The sequence below is a fragment of the Cobetia sp. 5-11-6-3 genome (assembly GCF_013374055.1).
In the GTDB taxonomy this organism is placed as follows: domain Bacteria; phylum Pseudomonadota; class Gammaproteobacteria; order Pseudomonadales; family Halomonadaceae; genus Cobetia; species Cobetia marina.
Map to the genome: position 1 here is coordinate 46,002 of NZ_BLWJ01000009.1, position 15,301 is coordinate 61,302.

General features: G+C 64.3%; 13 protein-coding genes. 5 read left to right on the forward strand and 8 right to left on the reverse strand.

Annotation, left to right across the window (positions count from 1 at the left end; translation table 11 throughout):
- Positions 1 to 66: 66 nt before the first annotated feature.
- Positions 67 to 1,326: a DNA-processing protein DprA gene (dprA, locus tag HXS66_RS14545; RefSeq protein WP_255303289.1), complete on the reverse strand. Its 1,260-nt coding sequence runs from the start codon at positions 1,324 to 1,326 to the stop codon at positions 67 to 69.
- A 56-nt stretch (positions 1,327 to 1,382) separates the two neighbouring features.
- A complete protein-coding gene (locus HXS66_RS14550; protein WP_218015102.1) occupies positions 1,383 to 2,435 on the reverse strand; it encodes a LysM peptidoglycan-binding domain-containing protein in 1,053 nt (350 codons plus the stop codon).
- 239 nt (positions 2,436 to 2,674) lie between these two features.
- Between HXS66_RS14550 and def the strand changes: the two genes are divergently transcribed.
- The 5 genes from def (at position 2,675) to HXS66_RS14575 (ending at position 8,877) form a co-directional block, all read left to right on the forward strand.
- Complete coding sequence (gene def / locus HXS66_RS14555) at positions 2,675 to 3,184, forward strand: peptide deformylase (protein ID WP_077380095.1); 510 nt, start codon at positions 2,675 to 2,677, stop codon at positions 3,182 to 3,184.
- Between the two features lie 175 nt (positions 3,185 to 3,359).
- Positions 3,360 to 4,364: a methionyl-tRNA formyltransferase gene (gene fmt / locus HXS66_RS14560; RefSeq protein WP_077380097.1), complete on the forward strand. Its 1,005-nt coding sequence runs from the start codon at positions 3,360 to 3,362 to the stop codon at positions 4,362 to 4,364.
- Positions 4,361 to 5,812: a 16S rRNA (cytosine(967)-C(5))-methyltransferase RsmB gene (gene rsmB, locus HXS66_RS14565; protein WP_084207894.1), complete on the forward strand. Its 1,452-nt coding sequence runs from the start codon at positions 4,361 to 4,363 to the stop codon at positions 5,810 to 5,812. The genes fmt and rsmB overlap by 4 nt, the downstream gene beginning before the upstream one ends.
- 160 nt (positions 5,813 to 5,972) lie before the next feature.
- The gene (gene trkA, locus HXS66_RS14570) at positions 5,973 to 7,346 is read left to right on the forward strand and encodes a Trk system potassium transporter TrkA (RefSeq protein WP_077380101.1); all 1,374 of its coding nucleotides are present in this window, start codon (positions 5,973 to 5,975) and stop codon (positions 7,344 to 7,346) included.
- Positions 7,347 to 7,428: 82 nt separating this feature from the next.
- Entirely contained in the window at positions 7,429 to 8,877 is a 1,449-nt protein-coding gene (locus HXS66_RS14575; protein ID WP_077380103.1) for a TrkH family potassium uptake protein, read from the forward strand.
- 106 nt (positions 8,878 to 8,983) lie between these two features.
- Here HXS66_RS14575 and HXS66_RS14580 read toward each other — a convergent pair whose 3' ends face one another.
- From HXS66_RS14580 to HXS66_RS14605, 6 genes are all read right to left on the reverse strand, one after another.
- Positions 8,984 to 9,856: a tRNA-uridine aminocarboxypropyltransferase gene (locus HXS66_RS14580; RefSeq protein ID WP_077380105.1), complete on the reverse strand. Its 873-nt coding sequence runs from the start codon at positions 9,854 to 9,856 to the stop codon at positions 8,984 to 8,986.
- A 110-nt stretch (positions 9,857 to 9,966) separates the two neighbouring features.
- Entirely contained in the window at positions 9,967 to 10,911 is a 945-nt protein-coding gene (locus tag HXS66_RS14585; protein WP_077380107.1) for a bile acid:sodium symporter family protein, read from the reverse strand.
- A gap of 80 nt (positions 10,912 to 10,991) precedes the next feature.
- Positions 10,992 to 11,741, reverse strand: coding sequence for a Sir2 family NAD-dependent protein deacetylase (locus HXS66_RS14590; RefSeq protein WP_077380110.1), 750 nt, complete (start codon positions 11,739 to 11,741; stop codon positions 10,992 to 10,994).
- Positions 11,742 to 11,822: 81 nt separating this feature from the next.
- A complete protein-coding gene (aceK, locus tag HXS66_RS14595; RefSeq protein ID WP_077380112.1) occupies positions 11,823 to 13,595 on the reverse strand; it encodes a bifunctional isocitrate dehydrogenase kinase/phosphatase in 1,773 nt (590 codons plus the stop codon).
- Positions 13,596 to 13,826: 231 nt separating this feature from the next.
- Positions 13,827 to 14,792 carry a tRNA 2-thiocytidine(32) synthetase TtcA gene (ttcA, locus tag HXS66_RS14600; RefSeq protein ID WP_176503939.1) on the reverse strand — a complete coding sequence of 322 codons (966 nt, stop codon included), beginning with the start codon at positions 14,790 to 14,792 and terminating at the stop codon, positions 13,827 to 13,829.
- Between the two features lie 142 nt (positions 14,793 to 14,934).
- Positions 14,935 to 15,156 carry a hypothetical protein gene (locus HXS66_RS14605; protein WP_077380116.1) on the reverse strand — a complete coding sequence of 74 codons (222 nt, stop codon included), beginning with the start codon at positions 15,154 to 15,156 and terminating at the stop codon, positions 14,935 to 14,937.
- Positions 15,157 to 15,301 lie beyond the last annotated feature (145 nt).

Genomic DNA, 15,301 nt, shown 5'->3' on the forward strand with positions numbered 1-15,301 from the left:
CTAGAGACAGCTCGCTGCGCAAGCTTGCGTGAAACACGACGGGCCATGACGGGATGTCTGAACGGCTTACAGGCGTTTCCAGCCTCCCGGCGCCTGCACCACACGCCCTTCCAGCTCCAGCTCCAGAAGCTGCATGCTCAGGACACTCACATGCGTCCCCGAGAGCTCCACCAGTTGATCCAGTGCCAGTGGCATCGCACTCAGATAACACAGCGGGGCAGGCACAGGTGACGTCTCCGCGACAGGCCTGTCCCCCTCCAGCAGCGGCAGATTCTCGGGTAGCGCATTGCCGCGCGCCCCCGTCGGCACGGAACGGGAGGAGGAGACGCGAGGCGTGGATGGCGAGTCAACGACACCTCGAGGGCTGGCCAAGGGGCGACGCTGCTCCGTCGGCATCAGATGGCTCAGCTCGGCGAGCATGTCATCGACATCACGCACCAAGGTAGCCCCCTGACGAATCAGCTCCAGACATCCGCTGGAGGCGATGTCATTGATCCGCCCGGGCAATGCGAAGACCTCGCGGTTCTGCTCCATCGCCAGACGTGCACTGACCAACGAGCCACTGCGCAGCGTGGCCTCCACCACCAGCACGCCATGCGAGAGGCCGGTGATCAGACGATTGCGACGCGGGAAATGACGGGCATGCGCCCCGGTGCCAGGCGGATGCTCCGACAGCAGCAGGCCTCCGCTCTCCAGCAGCCGGAGCCGCAACTGATGGTGCTGGGCAGGATAGGTCACGTCGACGCCACACCCGAGCACGGCGAGAGTCGAGGGTGGCGCGGGATAGGCATCGGCTTCCAGGCGCTGCGCAGCATTCAAGGCCCCCTGATGCGCTGCGGCATCGATGCCCAGCGCCAGGCCACTGGCAACGCTCCAGCCCCGGGAGACCAGCTCGGCGGCCAGGTCATGCGCATGCGTCATGCCAGCGGGGCTCGCCTTGCGGGCACCGACGATGGCCAGCATGGGCTGCTCGAGCAGGGAGCGCCTGCCCAGGGCCCACAGCGCGATGGGCGGATCTGGCAACAGCGCCAGCATGGCAGGCCAGTCGGCATCGGCGGGGGTCAGCAGATGACGCCCCTGCTCTGGCGCATGCCAGGCAAGATCCGTCATCACCTGCTGATGAAGCGGTGAAGATGCGGGTCGCTCACACCACAGCCGCACAGGCGCGGCAAGGCGCGACGGCAGTGCCGCCAGCCACCCCTGTGGCCAGTCAGCTCGTTCAAGCAGCTTGGCCACGGTGTGCGTACCGATACCCGGAAGACGCGCCAGAAAGACGAAATCCGCCCGCGAGGGGCGGCGCTGCTCGACATCACCATCGATCGACACGCCACACCTCCCGAGCGGATGCTCACAGTTGCGGATCAAATACCGGGCATGTCTGCTCAGCCATGCGGCTCCAGCAGCTTGTCTCCGACACTCAGCGGGCGCTCCGCCCTCATCACCAGGGCATAGCTGACCTTGTCATAGATACGGAAGACCATGAGCAGGCCGCCTTCTTCGCCCGGCAGAGTGATCGGCTCCCCTGTCTTGGGGTCGGTGATCGTCTCGCCCTGACGCTCGACACCGAACACGAAGCCCGGCTCCACGCCATCCCGGCTCCCGCGGTTGAGCGCCACGATGTCATTGCGACCGATGTTGCGCAGTCCGTCCGGTGCCGCGAGGATCTCGCCGCCCGACACCTCGACGGGAGGCTGTGGCTGGAAGCTGGTGCTGATGGCCCCGCCATCGGCCGGCAACAGCAGATCACCGTTGAGAATCTCGCGATTGGCCGAGACCACATGCATCACGCCGATGTCGCCCTCGCGACGCTCCAGCTGGACATCCCCGATACTGATCATCTCCAGGCCCAGGAATTCCTGGGTGACAGGGTCCAGGTAACGCTGCCCCGTCCGGTAGATGCTGAAGGTGTCATAGGCCGGCCACTGACCACGCGCATAGACGGTATCCCCGGCACCACTGATCAGACGCGTGTCGTCACCGGCCACCACGTAGGGCGCATTCTCGAGCAGGCCAGGATCGACCACGCGGTGGTCCTTGAGGAAGGCGGAGATCTTCTCGAGCGGGATCGGTGGCACGGCCTCGCGCTTGGGAATCTTGCGAATCTTGGGCGAGAGCTTGACCACGCCGCCCTGGCCACGCTCCAGGCGCAGACGAGGCTCGCCGTTCTCGTAATAGAGCGAGATGCGATCTCCCGGATAGATCAGGTGTGGATTCTTGATCTGCGGATTGGCACGCCAGACTTCCGGCCACAGCCAGGGCTCACGCAGAAAGCGTCCCGAGATGTCCCACAGCGTGTCGCCGCGCACCACCACATAGGTGGAGGGTACGTCATCACGTACGGTTGCCGCCTGCGCCAGCGACGTCCCTGCGCTTGCCCCCAGCGTCGCCATGCCAAGGAGTGCCGTGAACACGGCGTTGCCGACCAGTCGTTTCATGCCCATTCCTGCGTCCCTTGCGTTGATGCCACCTGTTGTTGTCGGTGGTGATGGCCTGTCTCAAACCCGCGCCGAGCGCGTGCCGCCCAGCCTTGCCCCTGCCTGACGGAACTCGCGATCAATCATGACTATTGCCGCGATAGTAGCAGCATTGAAGGCCATCGGTTCCGTTCCTCGGCTGTGCACACTACAATATCAGGCAAATCTCCACTGACAGCACAACGGTAATTACACCAGTCATGGCCAAGCGCGAAATTCTTGAATTCCCCGATGAGCGTCTGCGCAATGTTGCCGCCCCGATCGACACCTTCGACGCGGAACTGCAGACCCTGATCGACGACATGATCGAGACCATGTATGACGCGCGTGGCATTGGCCTCGCCGCTACCCAGGTCGACGTGCATCGTCGTCTGATCGTCATCGACGTCAGCGAAGATCAATCCCAGCCTCTGGTATTGGTCAATCCCGAATACACGCCCATCGGCGAAGCGCAGGAGCCGATGCAGGAAGGCTGCCTGTCGATCCCGGAATACTACGCCGAAGTGCCGCGCTATCTGAAAGTACGGCTCAACGCTCAGGATCGCAACGGTGAGGCCTACGAACTCGAGGCCGAAGGCCTGCTGGCACATTGCATCCAGCACGAGAACGACCACCTCGAAGGCAAGCTGTTCGTCGACTACCTCTCCCCGCTCAAGCGTGATCGGGTGATGAAGAAGATGCAGAAGCGCCACAAGCTGCAGGAAGCGTGATCCGCACGCCGGAGGGGACTCCGGTGCGCCATGTCACATCGCAGGGAGGCCGGAGGATTTCCTCTGGCCTCCCTGCTTGTTGATGAGTGATTCACCGGCACCGCCTGAATCCCTCCTTTACCGTCAGCACCTTGAGCCTGGCCCTCGGCCGCGTTCCCCATATGAGAGCTCTTGCATGTCGAAAGCCCTGCGCATCGCCTTTGCCGGCACCCCCGATTTCGCCGCCGAATGTCTCGCCGCGCTGCTCGAAAGCCGCCATGAGATCGTCAGTGTCCATACCCAGCCTGACCGCCCTTCCGGGCGCGGCCGCAAGCTGACCCCCGGCCCCGTCAAGCAGCTGGCACTCCAGCACGACCTTCCCGTCCATCAGCCGCTCAACTTCAAGGACGAGGCCGATCGCCAGATCCTGCGCGATCTCGAGGCCGACATCATGGTGGTGGTGGCCTACGGGCTGATCCTGCCGCAGGCCGTGCTCGACATCCCGCGCCTCGGTTGCCTGAACATCCATGCCTCCCTGCTGCCACGCTGGCGCGGTGCCGCGCCGATCCAGCGCGCCATCGAGGCCGGCGACAGCGAATCCGGTGTCACCATCATGCAGATGGATGCCGGCCTGGACACCGGCGACATGCTGCTGATCCGTCGCACCCCGATCACCGCCAGCACTACTGGCGGCGAGCTGCATGATGCCCTGGCGGCACAGGGCGGCGAGGCCATCGTCACGGCCCTCGACGCCATCGCCGATGGCGATCTTCCGGCGACCCGACAGCCCGAGGAAGGTGTCACCTACGCCGCCAAGCTCTCCAAGGCCGAGGCGGAACTCGACTTCACCCGTCCCGCCGCCGAGCTGGACGCGCGCATTCGCGCCTTCAATCCGTGGCCGGTGGCCTGGACACGCCTGGACGGCGAGCCGCTACGCCTGTGGATGTCGCGCACGGGCGAGCAGCGCCTCGCAGACTTCGTGTCACCCGGCACTCTGCTGGCGCCCGGCAATGATTGCCTGCGCATCGCCTGCGGTGATGGCCATCAGGTGCTGGAGATCACCCGTGCCCAGCTGCCCGGTGCCAAGCCGCTGTCCGTCAAGGACCTGCTCAACTCACGTGCCGCGCGCTTCCCCGAGGGCCTTGTCCTCGGCGCCGACCACGCCCCTGATTCCGATTCACAGACCGAGACTTCCGCATGAGCCAGTCAGACAACCCGTCCTCCAAGGGCAACGGCAAGAAGCGCAACTCTCTGCCGCCGGCCCGCAGCAAGGGCGGTGGTTCGAAGCACGGTGGTGCACGCCGCAAGCCTGACAATGCCCCGGCCTCACCGGGCGCTGCCGTCCGGGTTGCCGCTGCGCGCACTCTGGCGCCGGTACTGGCGGCAAAGACCTCTCTGAATCTGGACGGCCTGCCGTCTGGCGTCGCCGGGCGTGACCAGGGCCTCTACAAGGCACTGTGCTTCGGTGTCTGCCGCCAGCTGCCGCGTCTGGACGCACTCGCGGGCAAGCTTTTGAAATCGTCCTTCAAGGCGCAGGACCAGGATATCCACGCCCTGCTGCTGCTCGGCCTCTACCAGCTGCTGTACATGCGCATCGCACCGCATGCGGCCGTCGGTGAGACCGCTGGCGCCGCACGCGGCCTGGGCAAGGGCTGGGCGACGGGCGTGCTCAATGCCTGCCTGCGTCGTTTCCAGCGTGAGCAGGAAGCACTGGAAGCCGAGGTCGACAAGGACCCCGCCGTGGCGCTTTCCCACCCGCAGTGGCTGCTGGACACCTTCCAGCGCAACTGGCCGGACGACTGGGAGGCCATCGCCGCCGCCAACAACGCCCAGGCCCCGATGACATTGCGCGTCAATGTCGCCGCCATCAGCCGCGAGGACTACCTCGCCCAGCTGGCCGACGCCGAGATCGACGCCGTCGCCTGCCCCTTCGCCGAGCACGGCATCACCCTGGCCAGCGCCTGCGACGTCAGCGCCCTGCCGGGCTTCGAGGAAGGCCTGGTCAGCGTGCAGGATGAGGCCGCCCAGCTGGCCGGTCAGCTGCTGGCCCCCGCCGTGACGGCCATCAACCCCGAAGGGGAAGGCGTGCGCCTGCTGGATGCCTGCACCGCGCCGGGTGGCAAGCTGGCGGACATGCTGGAGCGCTTCCCCTCGCTGGACGCCACTGCCATCGACATCGACGGCGAGCGTCTCGAACGCGTGGAAGAGACACTGGAGCGTCTGGAACTGGGCGCCGGCGTCGTGTGCGCCGATGCCAGCGAGCGCGACTGGTGGGACGGCGAAGCCTTCGATGTCATCCTGCTCGACGCGCCCTGCTCCGGCAGTGGCGTCATCCGCCGTCACCCGGACATCAAGCTGCTGCGTCGCCCGAACGACATCGGGGACCTGGCACGCCTGCAGGGCAAGCTGCTGGAGAACCTGTGGGGCATGCTCAAGCCCGGCGGCACCCTGGTCTACGGCACCTGCTCCATCATCACCCAGGAAAACGCCCGGGTGATGGATCGCTTCCTGGCCGCCACGCCGGATGCCAAGGCCGAGACCATCAAGGCCGACTGGGGCCGTGTCTCCGGTGCCGGTCGTCAGATGCTGCCGCAGGTCAATGGCCACGATGGCTTCTATCTGGCGCACATCACCAAGGCCGGCGCCTGACGCTCGGCAGGATCACCGGACAGGCGTACCGCATCCCGGCTTGCGAGATGACGCGCCTGGCACATCAGGACAGCCGTGCCCCGACTCCCGGGGCACGGCTGTCTTCCGTCATGGCACTGGTTTATCCTGTGCCGACTGAGCAACAGCGGACGAGCCGGACATGAAAATCATCATTCTGGGTGCAGGTCAGGTCGGCGGCACACTCGCCGAACACCTGGCCCATGAAGAAAATGACATCACGGTCGTGGACACCGACACCGAGCGGCTGCGCGAGCTGCACAACCGTCTCGATATCCGCACCGTCACCGGCGCGGCCAGCTATCCCCAGGTGCTGCGTCAGGCCGGCGGCGAAGATGCCGACATGCTGATCGCGGTGACCAATTCTGACGAGGTCAACATGATTGCCTGTCAGATCGCCCACAGCCTGTTCCATACCCCGACCAAGATCGCGCGGGTGCGCTCCACCGCCTACCTGACTCGCAAGGGCCTGTTCTCCCACGATGCCATCCCGGTGGACGTGCTGATCAGTCCCGAGCAGGTGGTGACGGATCACATCCGCCGCCTGATCGAGTATCCCGGCGCCCTGCAGGTGCTGGACTTCGCCAATGGTGTCGCTCAGCTGGTGGCGGTAAAGGCCTACTATGGCGGTCCGCTGGTCGGTCAGGAACTCGGTTTCCTGCGTCGTCACATGCCCAACGTGGATACTCGCGTGGCAGCCATCTACCGGCGCAATCGTCCGATCATCCCGCGTGGCGATACCGTGATCGAGGCCGATGACGAGGTGTTCTTCATCGCGGCGCGCAAGGATATCCGCACCGTGATGGGCGAACTGCGCCGCGTGGACCGCAACTTCCGTCGCGTGGTGATCGCCGGTGGCGGCCACATCGGTGAGCGCCTGGCCGAGACGCTGGAGCACACCCATCAGGTCAAGATCATCGAGCACTCGCTGGCCCGTTGCACCGACCTGTCCGAGCGCCTCGACCGCACCGTGGTCCTGCACGGCAGCGCCACCTCCAAGCGCCTGCTGCTGGAGGAGAACATCGAGGACTGCGACATCTTCTGCGCGCTGACCAACGATGACGAGGTCAACATCATGTCCTCGATGCTGGCCAAGCGACTCGGCGCCAAGAAGGTACTGACGCTGATCAACAACGCGGCCTACGTGGACCTGGTGCAAGGTGGCGAGATCGATATCGCCATCTCGCCGCAGCAGGCCACCATCGGCGGTCTGCTGACGCATGTGCGCAAGGGCGACATCGTCAACGTGCACTCTCTCAGGCGCGGCGCGGCAGAAGCCATCGAGGCCATCGCCCACGGCGATGAGCGCTCCTCCAAGGTGGTGGGCCGGCGCATCGAGGACATCAATCTGCCCGAGGGTGCCACCATCGGTGCCGTGGTGCGTGGCAAGGAAGTGCTGGTCGCGCATCACGATCTGGTGGTGGAATCCAACGACCACGTCATCCTGTTCGTGGTCGACAAGCGCCGTATCCGGGAAGTCGAGCGCCTGTTCCAGGTCGGGCTGACCTTCTTCTGATGATGGCCGCCACGATGTCTCTCGCAAGCCGGGCTCGCTGCATGGGCCGCCACATTCGCGTCATGATGCGTGGGGGTCGTGCATGAGCCTGCGCGTCATCTATCGCATCCTCGGCATTCTGCTGATGCTGTTCAGCCTGACGCTGGTCCCGCCGATGCTCATCTCGCTGGCCTTCGAGGACCACACCCTCAGCGCCTTTGCCATCGCCCTCGGCATCACCCTGCTGACCGGCTTCGCGCTGTTCTATCCCAACCGGCATGCCCGCAAGGAGCTGCGCAACCGCGATGGCTTCTTGATCACGGTGCTGTTCTGGACGGTGCTGGGTGCCTTCGGATCGCTGCCCTTCCTGCTCGCCGAGGACCCGAACCTGTCGATCATCGACGCCATGTTCGAGTCGTTCTCGGGACTTACCACCACCGGGGCGACGGTGATGACGGGGCTCGATCTGCTGCCCCACTCCATCCTCTACTATCGCCAGCAGCTGCAGTGGCTGGGCGGCATGGGGATCGTGGTACTGGCGGTGGCGATCCTGCCGACTCTAGGTATCGGCGGCATGCAGCTCTATCGCACCGAGATCCCCGGGCCGCTGAAGGACTCCAAGCTGACGCCGCGCATCACCGAGACGGCCAAGGCGCTCTGGTACATCTACGCCGCCCTGACCCTGGTGTGCTTCGCCAGCTACTGGGCCGCCGGCATGAGCTGGTTCGATGCCCTCGGCCACAGCTTCTCCACCGTCGCGGTGGGCGGCTTCTCGACCCACGATGCCAGCATCGGCTACTTCGATTCCGCCACCATCGAGATGATCTGCGTGTTCTTCATGGTGGTGTCCTCGATCAGTTTCGGCCTGCACTTCGCCGCCTGGCGCGAGGGGCGGATCAGTCATTATCTGCGCGATCCCGAGACGCGCTTCTTCCTGATCCTGCTGCTGATCCTGACCTGCGTGACCATCGCCGGCCTGCTGCTCACCGGCAGCTACGATGACAGCAAGGCGCTGCGCCATGGCCTGTTCGAGGCCGTCTCGGTGGCCACCACCACCGGCTTCGGCGTCGCCGACTTCACCGGCTGGCCGGGCGTATTGCCGATGATGCTGTTCATCGCCGCCTTCATCGGCGCGTGCTCCGGGTCCGCCGGCGGCGGCATGAAGGTCATCCGTATCCTGCTGATTCTCAAGCAGGGCGTGCGTGAGGTGCATCGTCTGATCCACCCCAACGCCATCCTCTCGGTCAAGGTGGGCAAGATGCGCATCTCCGAAGGGGTCGCGGAGGCAGTGTGGGGCTTCTTCTCCGTCTACCTGCTGCTGTTCGTGCTGATGATGCTGGGCATGCTGGCCACCGGACTGGATCAGGTCACGGCCTGGTCGGCGGTCGGCTCTGCGCTCAACAACCTGGGGCCGGGACTCGGTGAGGTCGCGACCCACTATGGCGATATCCCGGGGGCGGCCAAGGGCATCCTGATTCTGGCGATGCTGCTGGGGCGTCTGGAGATCTTCACGGTTCTGGTTCTGTTCACGCCGGCCTTCTGGCGACGCTGAGTCCTGCCCGTCGAACAGGCGGAGCGGACAAGCTCCTGCCCGCCCCTGAACGCGAACGCCCCCGCCGGATGGCTCCGACGGGGGCGTTCTCACTTCTGTGTCACGGCTATTCGCCGGCCTTGGCCTCACGGCGAGCCAACAGCCGACGCATCGGTGCGGTCGGCTCCAGCACATAGTGAATCCGGCTGGCGCGATAGCAGTCGTTGAAGGCGTCGAAGTAATCATCCAGCACGTTGGCCGCCTCCTCCTCCCCCGCCTGACGCAGCAGCTCCGCCGCCACCTCCGCCGTGCACAGATGTGACTGGGACGCCGGCTTGCGCAGGTGATAGCGCGTCAGACGCGTGGTGTGCAGCGGCAGTACCGGCAGACCATCCAGGTAAGGGCTCTTGCGGAAGATGCGACGCGCCTGACGCCAGGTCCCGTCCAGCAGGATGAAGACCGGAATGCGCTCCTCGCCACTGGCGGTATGCGTCGCCACCTCGGGCCCGACACCGGCGATGGCGTTCACGTCGACCACGCGATCAGCGTAGTCCGGCTGATCGTCCGGGAAGATGATGAACGGCTGATAGCGCTCATCTTCCAGCAGCGCCAGCAGGCGGGGGTCGGGCTCGACACGATACCAGCTGAAGACCTCGGTGCCCGCCAGCACATCCGCGATCAGGCGCCCGGTATTGGTGGGCTTGTAGTGCTCAAGCGGGTGGGTGATCAACCAGAACGTGATCCGTGACTGCGCGCTGACCTGATACGGGCACAGGCAGTTGAGCCTGGGCAGACGGCAGGCCTCGCAACGGATCACCTGGCTGCCACGCGCCTTGAATTCCCGTCGCGGGTGGCGTCCGTGCCACTCATCCGGCTCGCCACTGGGAAGCGTCGTGATACCGCTGGCCTCGCCCGGCTCGGTCGACTCCGGGGCGGAGGAAGCGGCTTGATCAACGCTGGCGGGATGACCAGCGGCCGGCGTAAGACGGGAATCACACATGATGGGTGGTCAGTACCAAAGAAAAAGGGACGCGCATTCTAGCATGCGTGTCCCTTTCTCATGTTGCCGTCTCATGTCGCCGAGCGTGGTTCACTCAGCGAGTGTCGCGGCTATACCTCGTAGCGGTGCTTGCCGCCGGTCACGAACTTCGGCGGCCGACGCTTCCAGTAACCGGCCAGCAACGAGCCGGAGACGTTGTGCCAGATGGAGAAGATCGCTCCCGGCAACGCCGCCGTGGCGGAGAAGAACTGGCTGGCCAGTGACGCCGCCAGTCCGGAGTTCTGCATGCCGACCTCGATGGCGATGGTGCGCGAGGTACGCTCATCCAGTCCGAACAGGCGCGACAGGCCATAGCCGGCGCTCAGGCCGATGGCGTTGTGCGCCACGACGGCCAATGCCACCAGCGGGCCCAGCGTGGCCAGGCGACCGACATTGAGCGACACCACGATGGCGATGATCAGCACGATCGCCAGCATGGCCAGACTCGCCAGCGCCGATTCCCACTCGCGGATGGCGTCACGCGCGAAGTGATGCACGATGACACCCAGCACGATGGGCGCCACCACCAGCTTGGCGATGCTCAGCAGCATGCCGCTCACCGGCACGTCGATGTCCGTCCCCAGCAGCCACCAGGTCAACAGCGGCGTCATCACGATGGAGAGCAGTGTCGAGGCCATGGTCATCGAGACGGACAGGGCCACGTGACCACCGGCGAGCCAGGTCATCACGTTGGAGGAGGTTCCCCCCGCAGTGGCCCCCACCAGCACCATGCCGACCGTCAACGCGGGGTCCAGCCCCAGCAGCCGCGCGATCAGGAAGGCAGCCAGCGGCATCACGCTGTATTGCAGCAGCAGGCCCAGCGCGATGGGCCCCGGGCGACGTGCGACACGCATGAAATCCTCACGCGACAGCGTCAGTCCCATGGCGAACATGATCAGGGCCAGCAGCGGCTGGATGACATCCTTGAGGGCCACGAAAGGCGCCGGCGCCAGCACGGCGAGGCCGGCGAACAACAGAGCCCACAGCGGGAAGAAACGATTCAGCGTCTCAAACATGCTTTCAATTTCCGGTCACCGAAGGTTGCTTGCCTCCGGGATTGCTGGCCCACCGCCCATGGCAGGCCTGAAGCCGCGCATCATAACGTATCAGGCAGGCCCAGGTGTCCCTGATACAACCAATGGCGCACAAGACGTGGCACTGCCTGCCCGGCGCTTTCCGCCAGGGGATGCACGCCGGGCTCCGCCAGCTCATGGGCATTCGGGTCCACCAGCACGATGGGGGCATCCAACGGTGCCGCTGCATAGAGATTCGAGGCCGGCATCACCTTGAGCGAGGTCCCCACGATCAACAGCAGATCCGCTTCCGCCGCGATGCCTTCGGCGACGCCGTAAAGTGGCACTGCCTCACCGAACCACACCACGTCCGGGCGCAACTGACTGCCCTTGTCACACAGGTCTCCCAGCCGAATGCCACCGCGCGGCAGCGGATAGCGCAAGCCGTGGTCGACGCTCGAGCGTGCCTTGAGAATCTCGCCATGCAGATGCATGACCTCACGCGAGCCGGCGCGCTCGTGCAGATCATCGATATTCTGGGTAATCACCGAGACACGAAAACCGGCCTGTTCAAGTTCTGCCAGTGCCTTGTGCGCCGCGTTGGGCCTGGCCCGCCGGACCTGGGCACGGCGATCATCATAGAAGCGCAGCACCTTCTGCGGATCACGCCGAAATGCCTGCGGAGTGGCGATCTCTTCCAGACGGTGCTCTTCCCACAGGCCATCTTCCGCACGGAAGGTGCGCAGACCGCTTTCCGCGCTGATGCCTGCGCCACTGAGCACGACCAGATGCCGACCATGGCGCGCGCCAGGATCTCTGAAACCTTCACTCATCCAACACTCTCTCTCGCTGTGAACTTGATCGTGACGTCCCATTGCCGAGCCTGGGGGCGCTTCCTGTCCGAACGCAAGCCTTCAGTCATCGATGAAGTCCTGGCTGCGATCGACCCCGAAACGTCGCTTGTTGCGATAGGGGTAGACATCGATCACCCGTCCCGCCGTGATGGCATCCTGCAGCCCCTTCCACCAGCTGGCCTGGAAGATTTCCGGATGCAGCTCGTAGAACAGCTTGCGCAGCCCAAGATCCGCGAACAGGAAGGGGCCGAATTCTTCCGGGAAGATGTCGTTCGGTCCCACGGAATACCAGGGTTCGCTGGCCATCTCCTGCTCAGGGTAGAGCGCTTCGGGAATCTCGCGGAAATTGCACTCGGTGAGATAGTTGATCTCGTCGTAATCGTAGAAGACCACCCGACCATGACGGGTCACGCCGAAGTTCTTCAGCAGCATGTCGCCGGGGAAGATGTTGGCCGCGGCCAGCTGCTTGATCGCATTGCCGTAGTCATTGAGCACGGCGCGCGTCTCATCCTCATCACACTGCTCGAGATAGAGATTGAGCGGCGTCATCATGCGTTCGGTATAACAATGCCGAATCAGTACCTTGTTGCCGCGCAGCGTGATGGAGGAGCTGCAGACCTCCAGCAGCTCGGCCAGGCAGTCGGGATCGAAATGATCGCGTCCGACGGCGAAATTGGAGAACTCCTGGGTGTCCGCCAGACGGCCGACGCGGTCGTGGCGCTTGACCAGACGATACTTCTGGCGCACCTGGTCGCGGCTCATGTCCTTGCTGGGCGCAAAGCGATCCTTGATCAGCTTGAATACCAGTCGATAGCTGGGCAGCACGAAGACCGCCATCACCATGCCTCGCACGCCCGGCGCGATGATGAATCGGTCGGTGCGACTGGCGACATGGTCGTTGAGGCCACGGAAAAGTTCGGTCTTGCCGTGCTTGTAGAACCCGATGGCAGCGTAGAGCTCGCCGATGGGCTTGTCGGGCATCAGTGTCTGCAGGAAGCCCACCACCTCACCGGGCACCTCGATCTCGACCTGGAAGTAGGCGCGGGTGAAGGAGAAGATGATCGAGACTTCCTCGGGCTCGATGATCACGGTATCGAGATAGACGCCGTCGCGTTCGGTATGCAGTACCGGCAGCACCAGCGGCAGCGTCTGCCCGCCGCCCTCGATGCGTCCGATGAGGTAGGCCCCCTTGTTGCGATAGAAGACGCTGCGCAGCACCTCGAAGGTGGCATCGGAGGCCTCACGCACCTCGGGTGGCAACACCTCGAGCAGCATCTCGGCGCCCAATGTCACGTCGCGCCCCTGATGTTCGAAGGCGATCCCCAGCGGGGCCTCGCTCAATACCGTGTCCAGCGCCCCTGCCCAATCACCCTCGACCGGCACACGGTGGCTGATGCTCATCCCGGAGTGGCGAGCTGGCGCCTGCCGGGAGGATGACACGAACATCCAGTCGTCCCGGATATGACGGTGGGAAAAGACACTGCAGAAGATGGAGTTGTAGAAGGTCTCGGCCAGCTTGTAGTCCAGGCGCTGATCGATCAGCGTCATGTAATGGCGTCGGGCCTCGCCCCACAGGGTGCATTCGCTCAGACGCTCAGGCTCGAAGGCGCGCGCCAGACGCTCCATGGTCGCGGCGACCTTCTCGTCATAGAGATTGATGCGTGCCGCCGAGGCCTGCTGTGCCTCACGCCAGTCGGCCTCGATGAAACGCCGTCTGGCATCGCTGGAAATCTGCTTGAAGCGCGAGCGGTACTCATCAAAGCCATGCAGCACCGTCGCCGCCAGACGTTGGCCCTGCTGACCATTGCCACGTTCATCGACATCATTGTCCATCACCGCCCCCCTGCCCTTGGGTCATCCGACATCCTCAGAGCATGCGGACAGTTGCCCCGTCAGGCGAGACGACAATGGTCGCGGGCCATCAACTGTCGATGACGTTCCACTCACGCACGCCAGCGCTGTCCCGTCTTGCCATTTACGGATTACCGGCCCTGAAACGCACGACGCCACCTCGCGACAGGCGAGATGGCGTCGGGGATTCGCGGATGTCAGCAGGATCCGGGCTTAGAGCTCCCGGCCCAATGAGGCCGCAGTCTCGGAGGCAGTCTGAACACGGCGCTCGGCTTCGAAGAGGTCTTCTGCCATGCCGGCCTGCTCCGAGTCCATGTCCAGCGCATCGATACGCGTGGCCTGGAAGCGATCGCGCTTCTCATCCAGCCCCGCGAAGTCGAACAGCTCACGGTCCGCCAGGTGCGAGGGTGCCACGGAAGTGACGGCACGGAACATGGTCTCGAGACGCCCGGGATGCTGCGTCTCCCAGTCCTGCAGCATCTCCTTGACCACCTGACGCTGCAGGTTCTCCTGGGAGCCACACAGGTTGCAGGGAATGATCGGGAACTGACGCGCCGTGGAATAGGCTTCGATGTCCGATTCGCGGCAGTAGGCCAGCGGACGAATGACGATATGCCGCTGATCATCCGACAGCAGCTTGGGCGGCATCGTCTTGAGCTTGCCACCGAAGAACATGTTCAAAAACAGCGTCTCGAGAATGTCATCGCGGTGATGGCCAAGGGCGATCTTGGTCGCCCCTATCTCGGTGGCAAAGCCGTACAGCGAGCCACGCCGCAAGCGTGAGCACAGCCCGCAGGTCGTCTTGCCCTCGAGCACCTTCTCCTTGACGATGGAATAGGTGTCACGCTCGAGAATGTGGTATTCCACGCCCACTGACTCAAGCCATGCCGGCAGCACGTGCTCCGGGAAACCGGGCTGTTTCTGATCCAGATTCACCGCCACCAGACTGAACTGGACCGGCGCATTGCGCTGCAGGTTCATCAGGATGTCCAGCATGGTGTAGGAGTCCTTGCCACCTGACAGGCACACCATCACCTTGTCGCCATCGCGGATCATGCCGTAATCCGTGATGGCGGTGCCGACATTGCGGCGCAGCCGCTTCTGCAGCTTGTTCAGCTCATGCTTGGCATCCGCTGCGTCATGCGTGCGGGAGGTGGCGTCAGTTTCAGGTGTGAACATGGGGCATCAGACAGGCAGTTTGGGAGGGCACACAGTCTAGCATCGGCCAGTGTCACGTCACAGAGGCGGACGGCCTGCCGCAATACGCAAGACGCCCGCAGTCAGCGGGCGTGGGGGGATTCGTGCAGATGCCGGGAAGCGATCAGAACAGCCGCAGGACTTCCAGATAGCGGATGACCACTCCGCCCAGCATCACCATGATGCCGAAGCGCTGCAGTCGGAATTCGAGCGCGGTGAGCGCCAGCTTGCGAGACCAGAACATCAGTACTCCCCGGACATCCTGGGTACGACGGATGTAGAGGGAATAGGCAAACAGAACGATGGCAAGGCCAATGATCAATAACGTGTTGGTCGCGATCAGCATGTCGCACCTCGTGGGCAAGAACCCTGAATAGGCAAGAAAGGCAACAGCGCGTGGTGCCCAATCTGAAACCGGGCCTCAGGCAGGTGCCCAAGGCCCGGTGCCATCACCTGGCGTAGTGATGGCGATCCCGAGAGTGCATCCGTCA

Bases quoted from the DNA above. Each gene is read 5' to 3' on its own strand.
- HXS66_RS14550 (WP_218015102.1), bottom strand. From the start codon at position 2,435: ATGAAACGACTGGTCGGCAACGCCGTGTTCACGGCACTCCTTGGCATG.
- def (WP_077380095.1), top strand. From the start codon at position 2,675: ATGGCCAAGCGCGAAATTCTTGAATTCCCCGATGAGCGTCTGCGCAAT.
- fmt (WP_077380097.1), top strand. From the start codon at position 3,360: ATGTCGAAAGCCCTGCGCATCGCCTTTGCCGGCACCCCCGATTTCGCC.
- rsmB (WP_084207894.1), top strand. From the start codon at position 4,361: ATGAGCCAGTCAGACAACCCGTCCTCCAAGGGCAACGGCAAGAAGCGC.
- trkA (WP_077380101.1), top strand. From the start codon at position 5,973: ATGAAAATCATCATTCTGGGTGCAGGTCAGGTCGGCGGCACACTCGCC.
- HXS66_RS14575 (WP_077380103.1), top strand. From the start codon at position 7,429: ATGAGCCTGCGCGTCATCTATCGCATCCTCGGCATTCTGCTGATGCTG.
- HXS66_RS14580 (WP_077380105.1), bottom strand. From the start codon at position 9,856: ATGTGTGATTCCCGTCTTACGCCGGCCGCTGGTCATCCCGCCAGCGTT.
- HXS66_RS14585 (WP_077380107.1), bottom strand. From the start codon at position 10,911: ATGTTTGAGACGCTGAATCGTTTCTTCCCGCTGTGGGCTCTGTTGTTC.
- HXS66_RS14590 (WP_077380110.1), bottom strand. From the start codon at position 11,741: ATGAGTGAAGGTTTCAGAGATCCTGGCGCGCGCCATGGTCGGCATCTG.
- aceK (WP_077380112.1), bottom strand. From the start codon at position 13,595: ATGGACAATGATGTCGATGAACGTGGCAATGGTCAGCAGGGCCAACGT.
- ttcA (WP_176503939.1), bottom strand. From the start codon at position 14,792: ATGTTCACACCTGAAACTGACGCCACCTCCCGCACGCATGACGCAGCG.
- HXS66_RS14605 (WP_077380116.1), bottom strand. From the start codon at position 15,156: ATGCTGATCGCGACCAACACGTTATTGATCATTGGCCTTGCCATCGTT.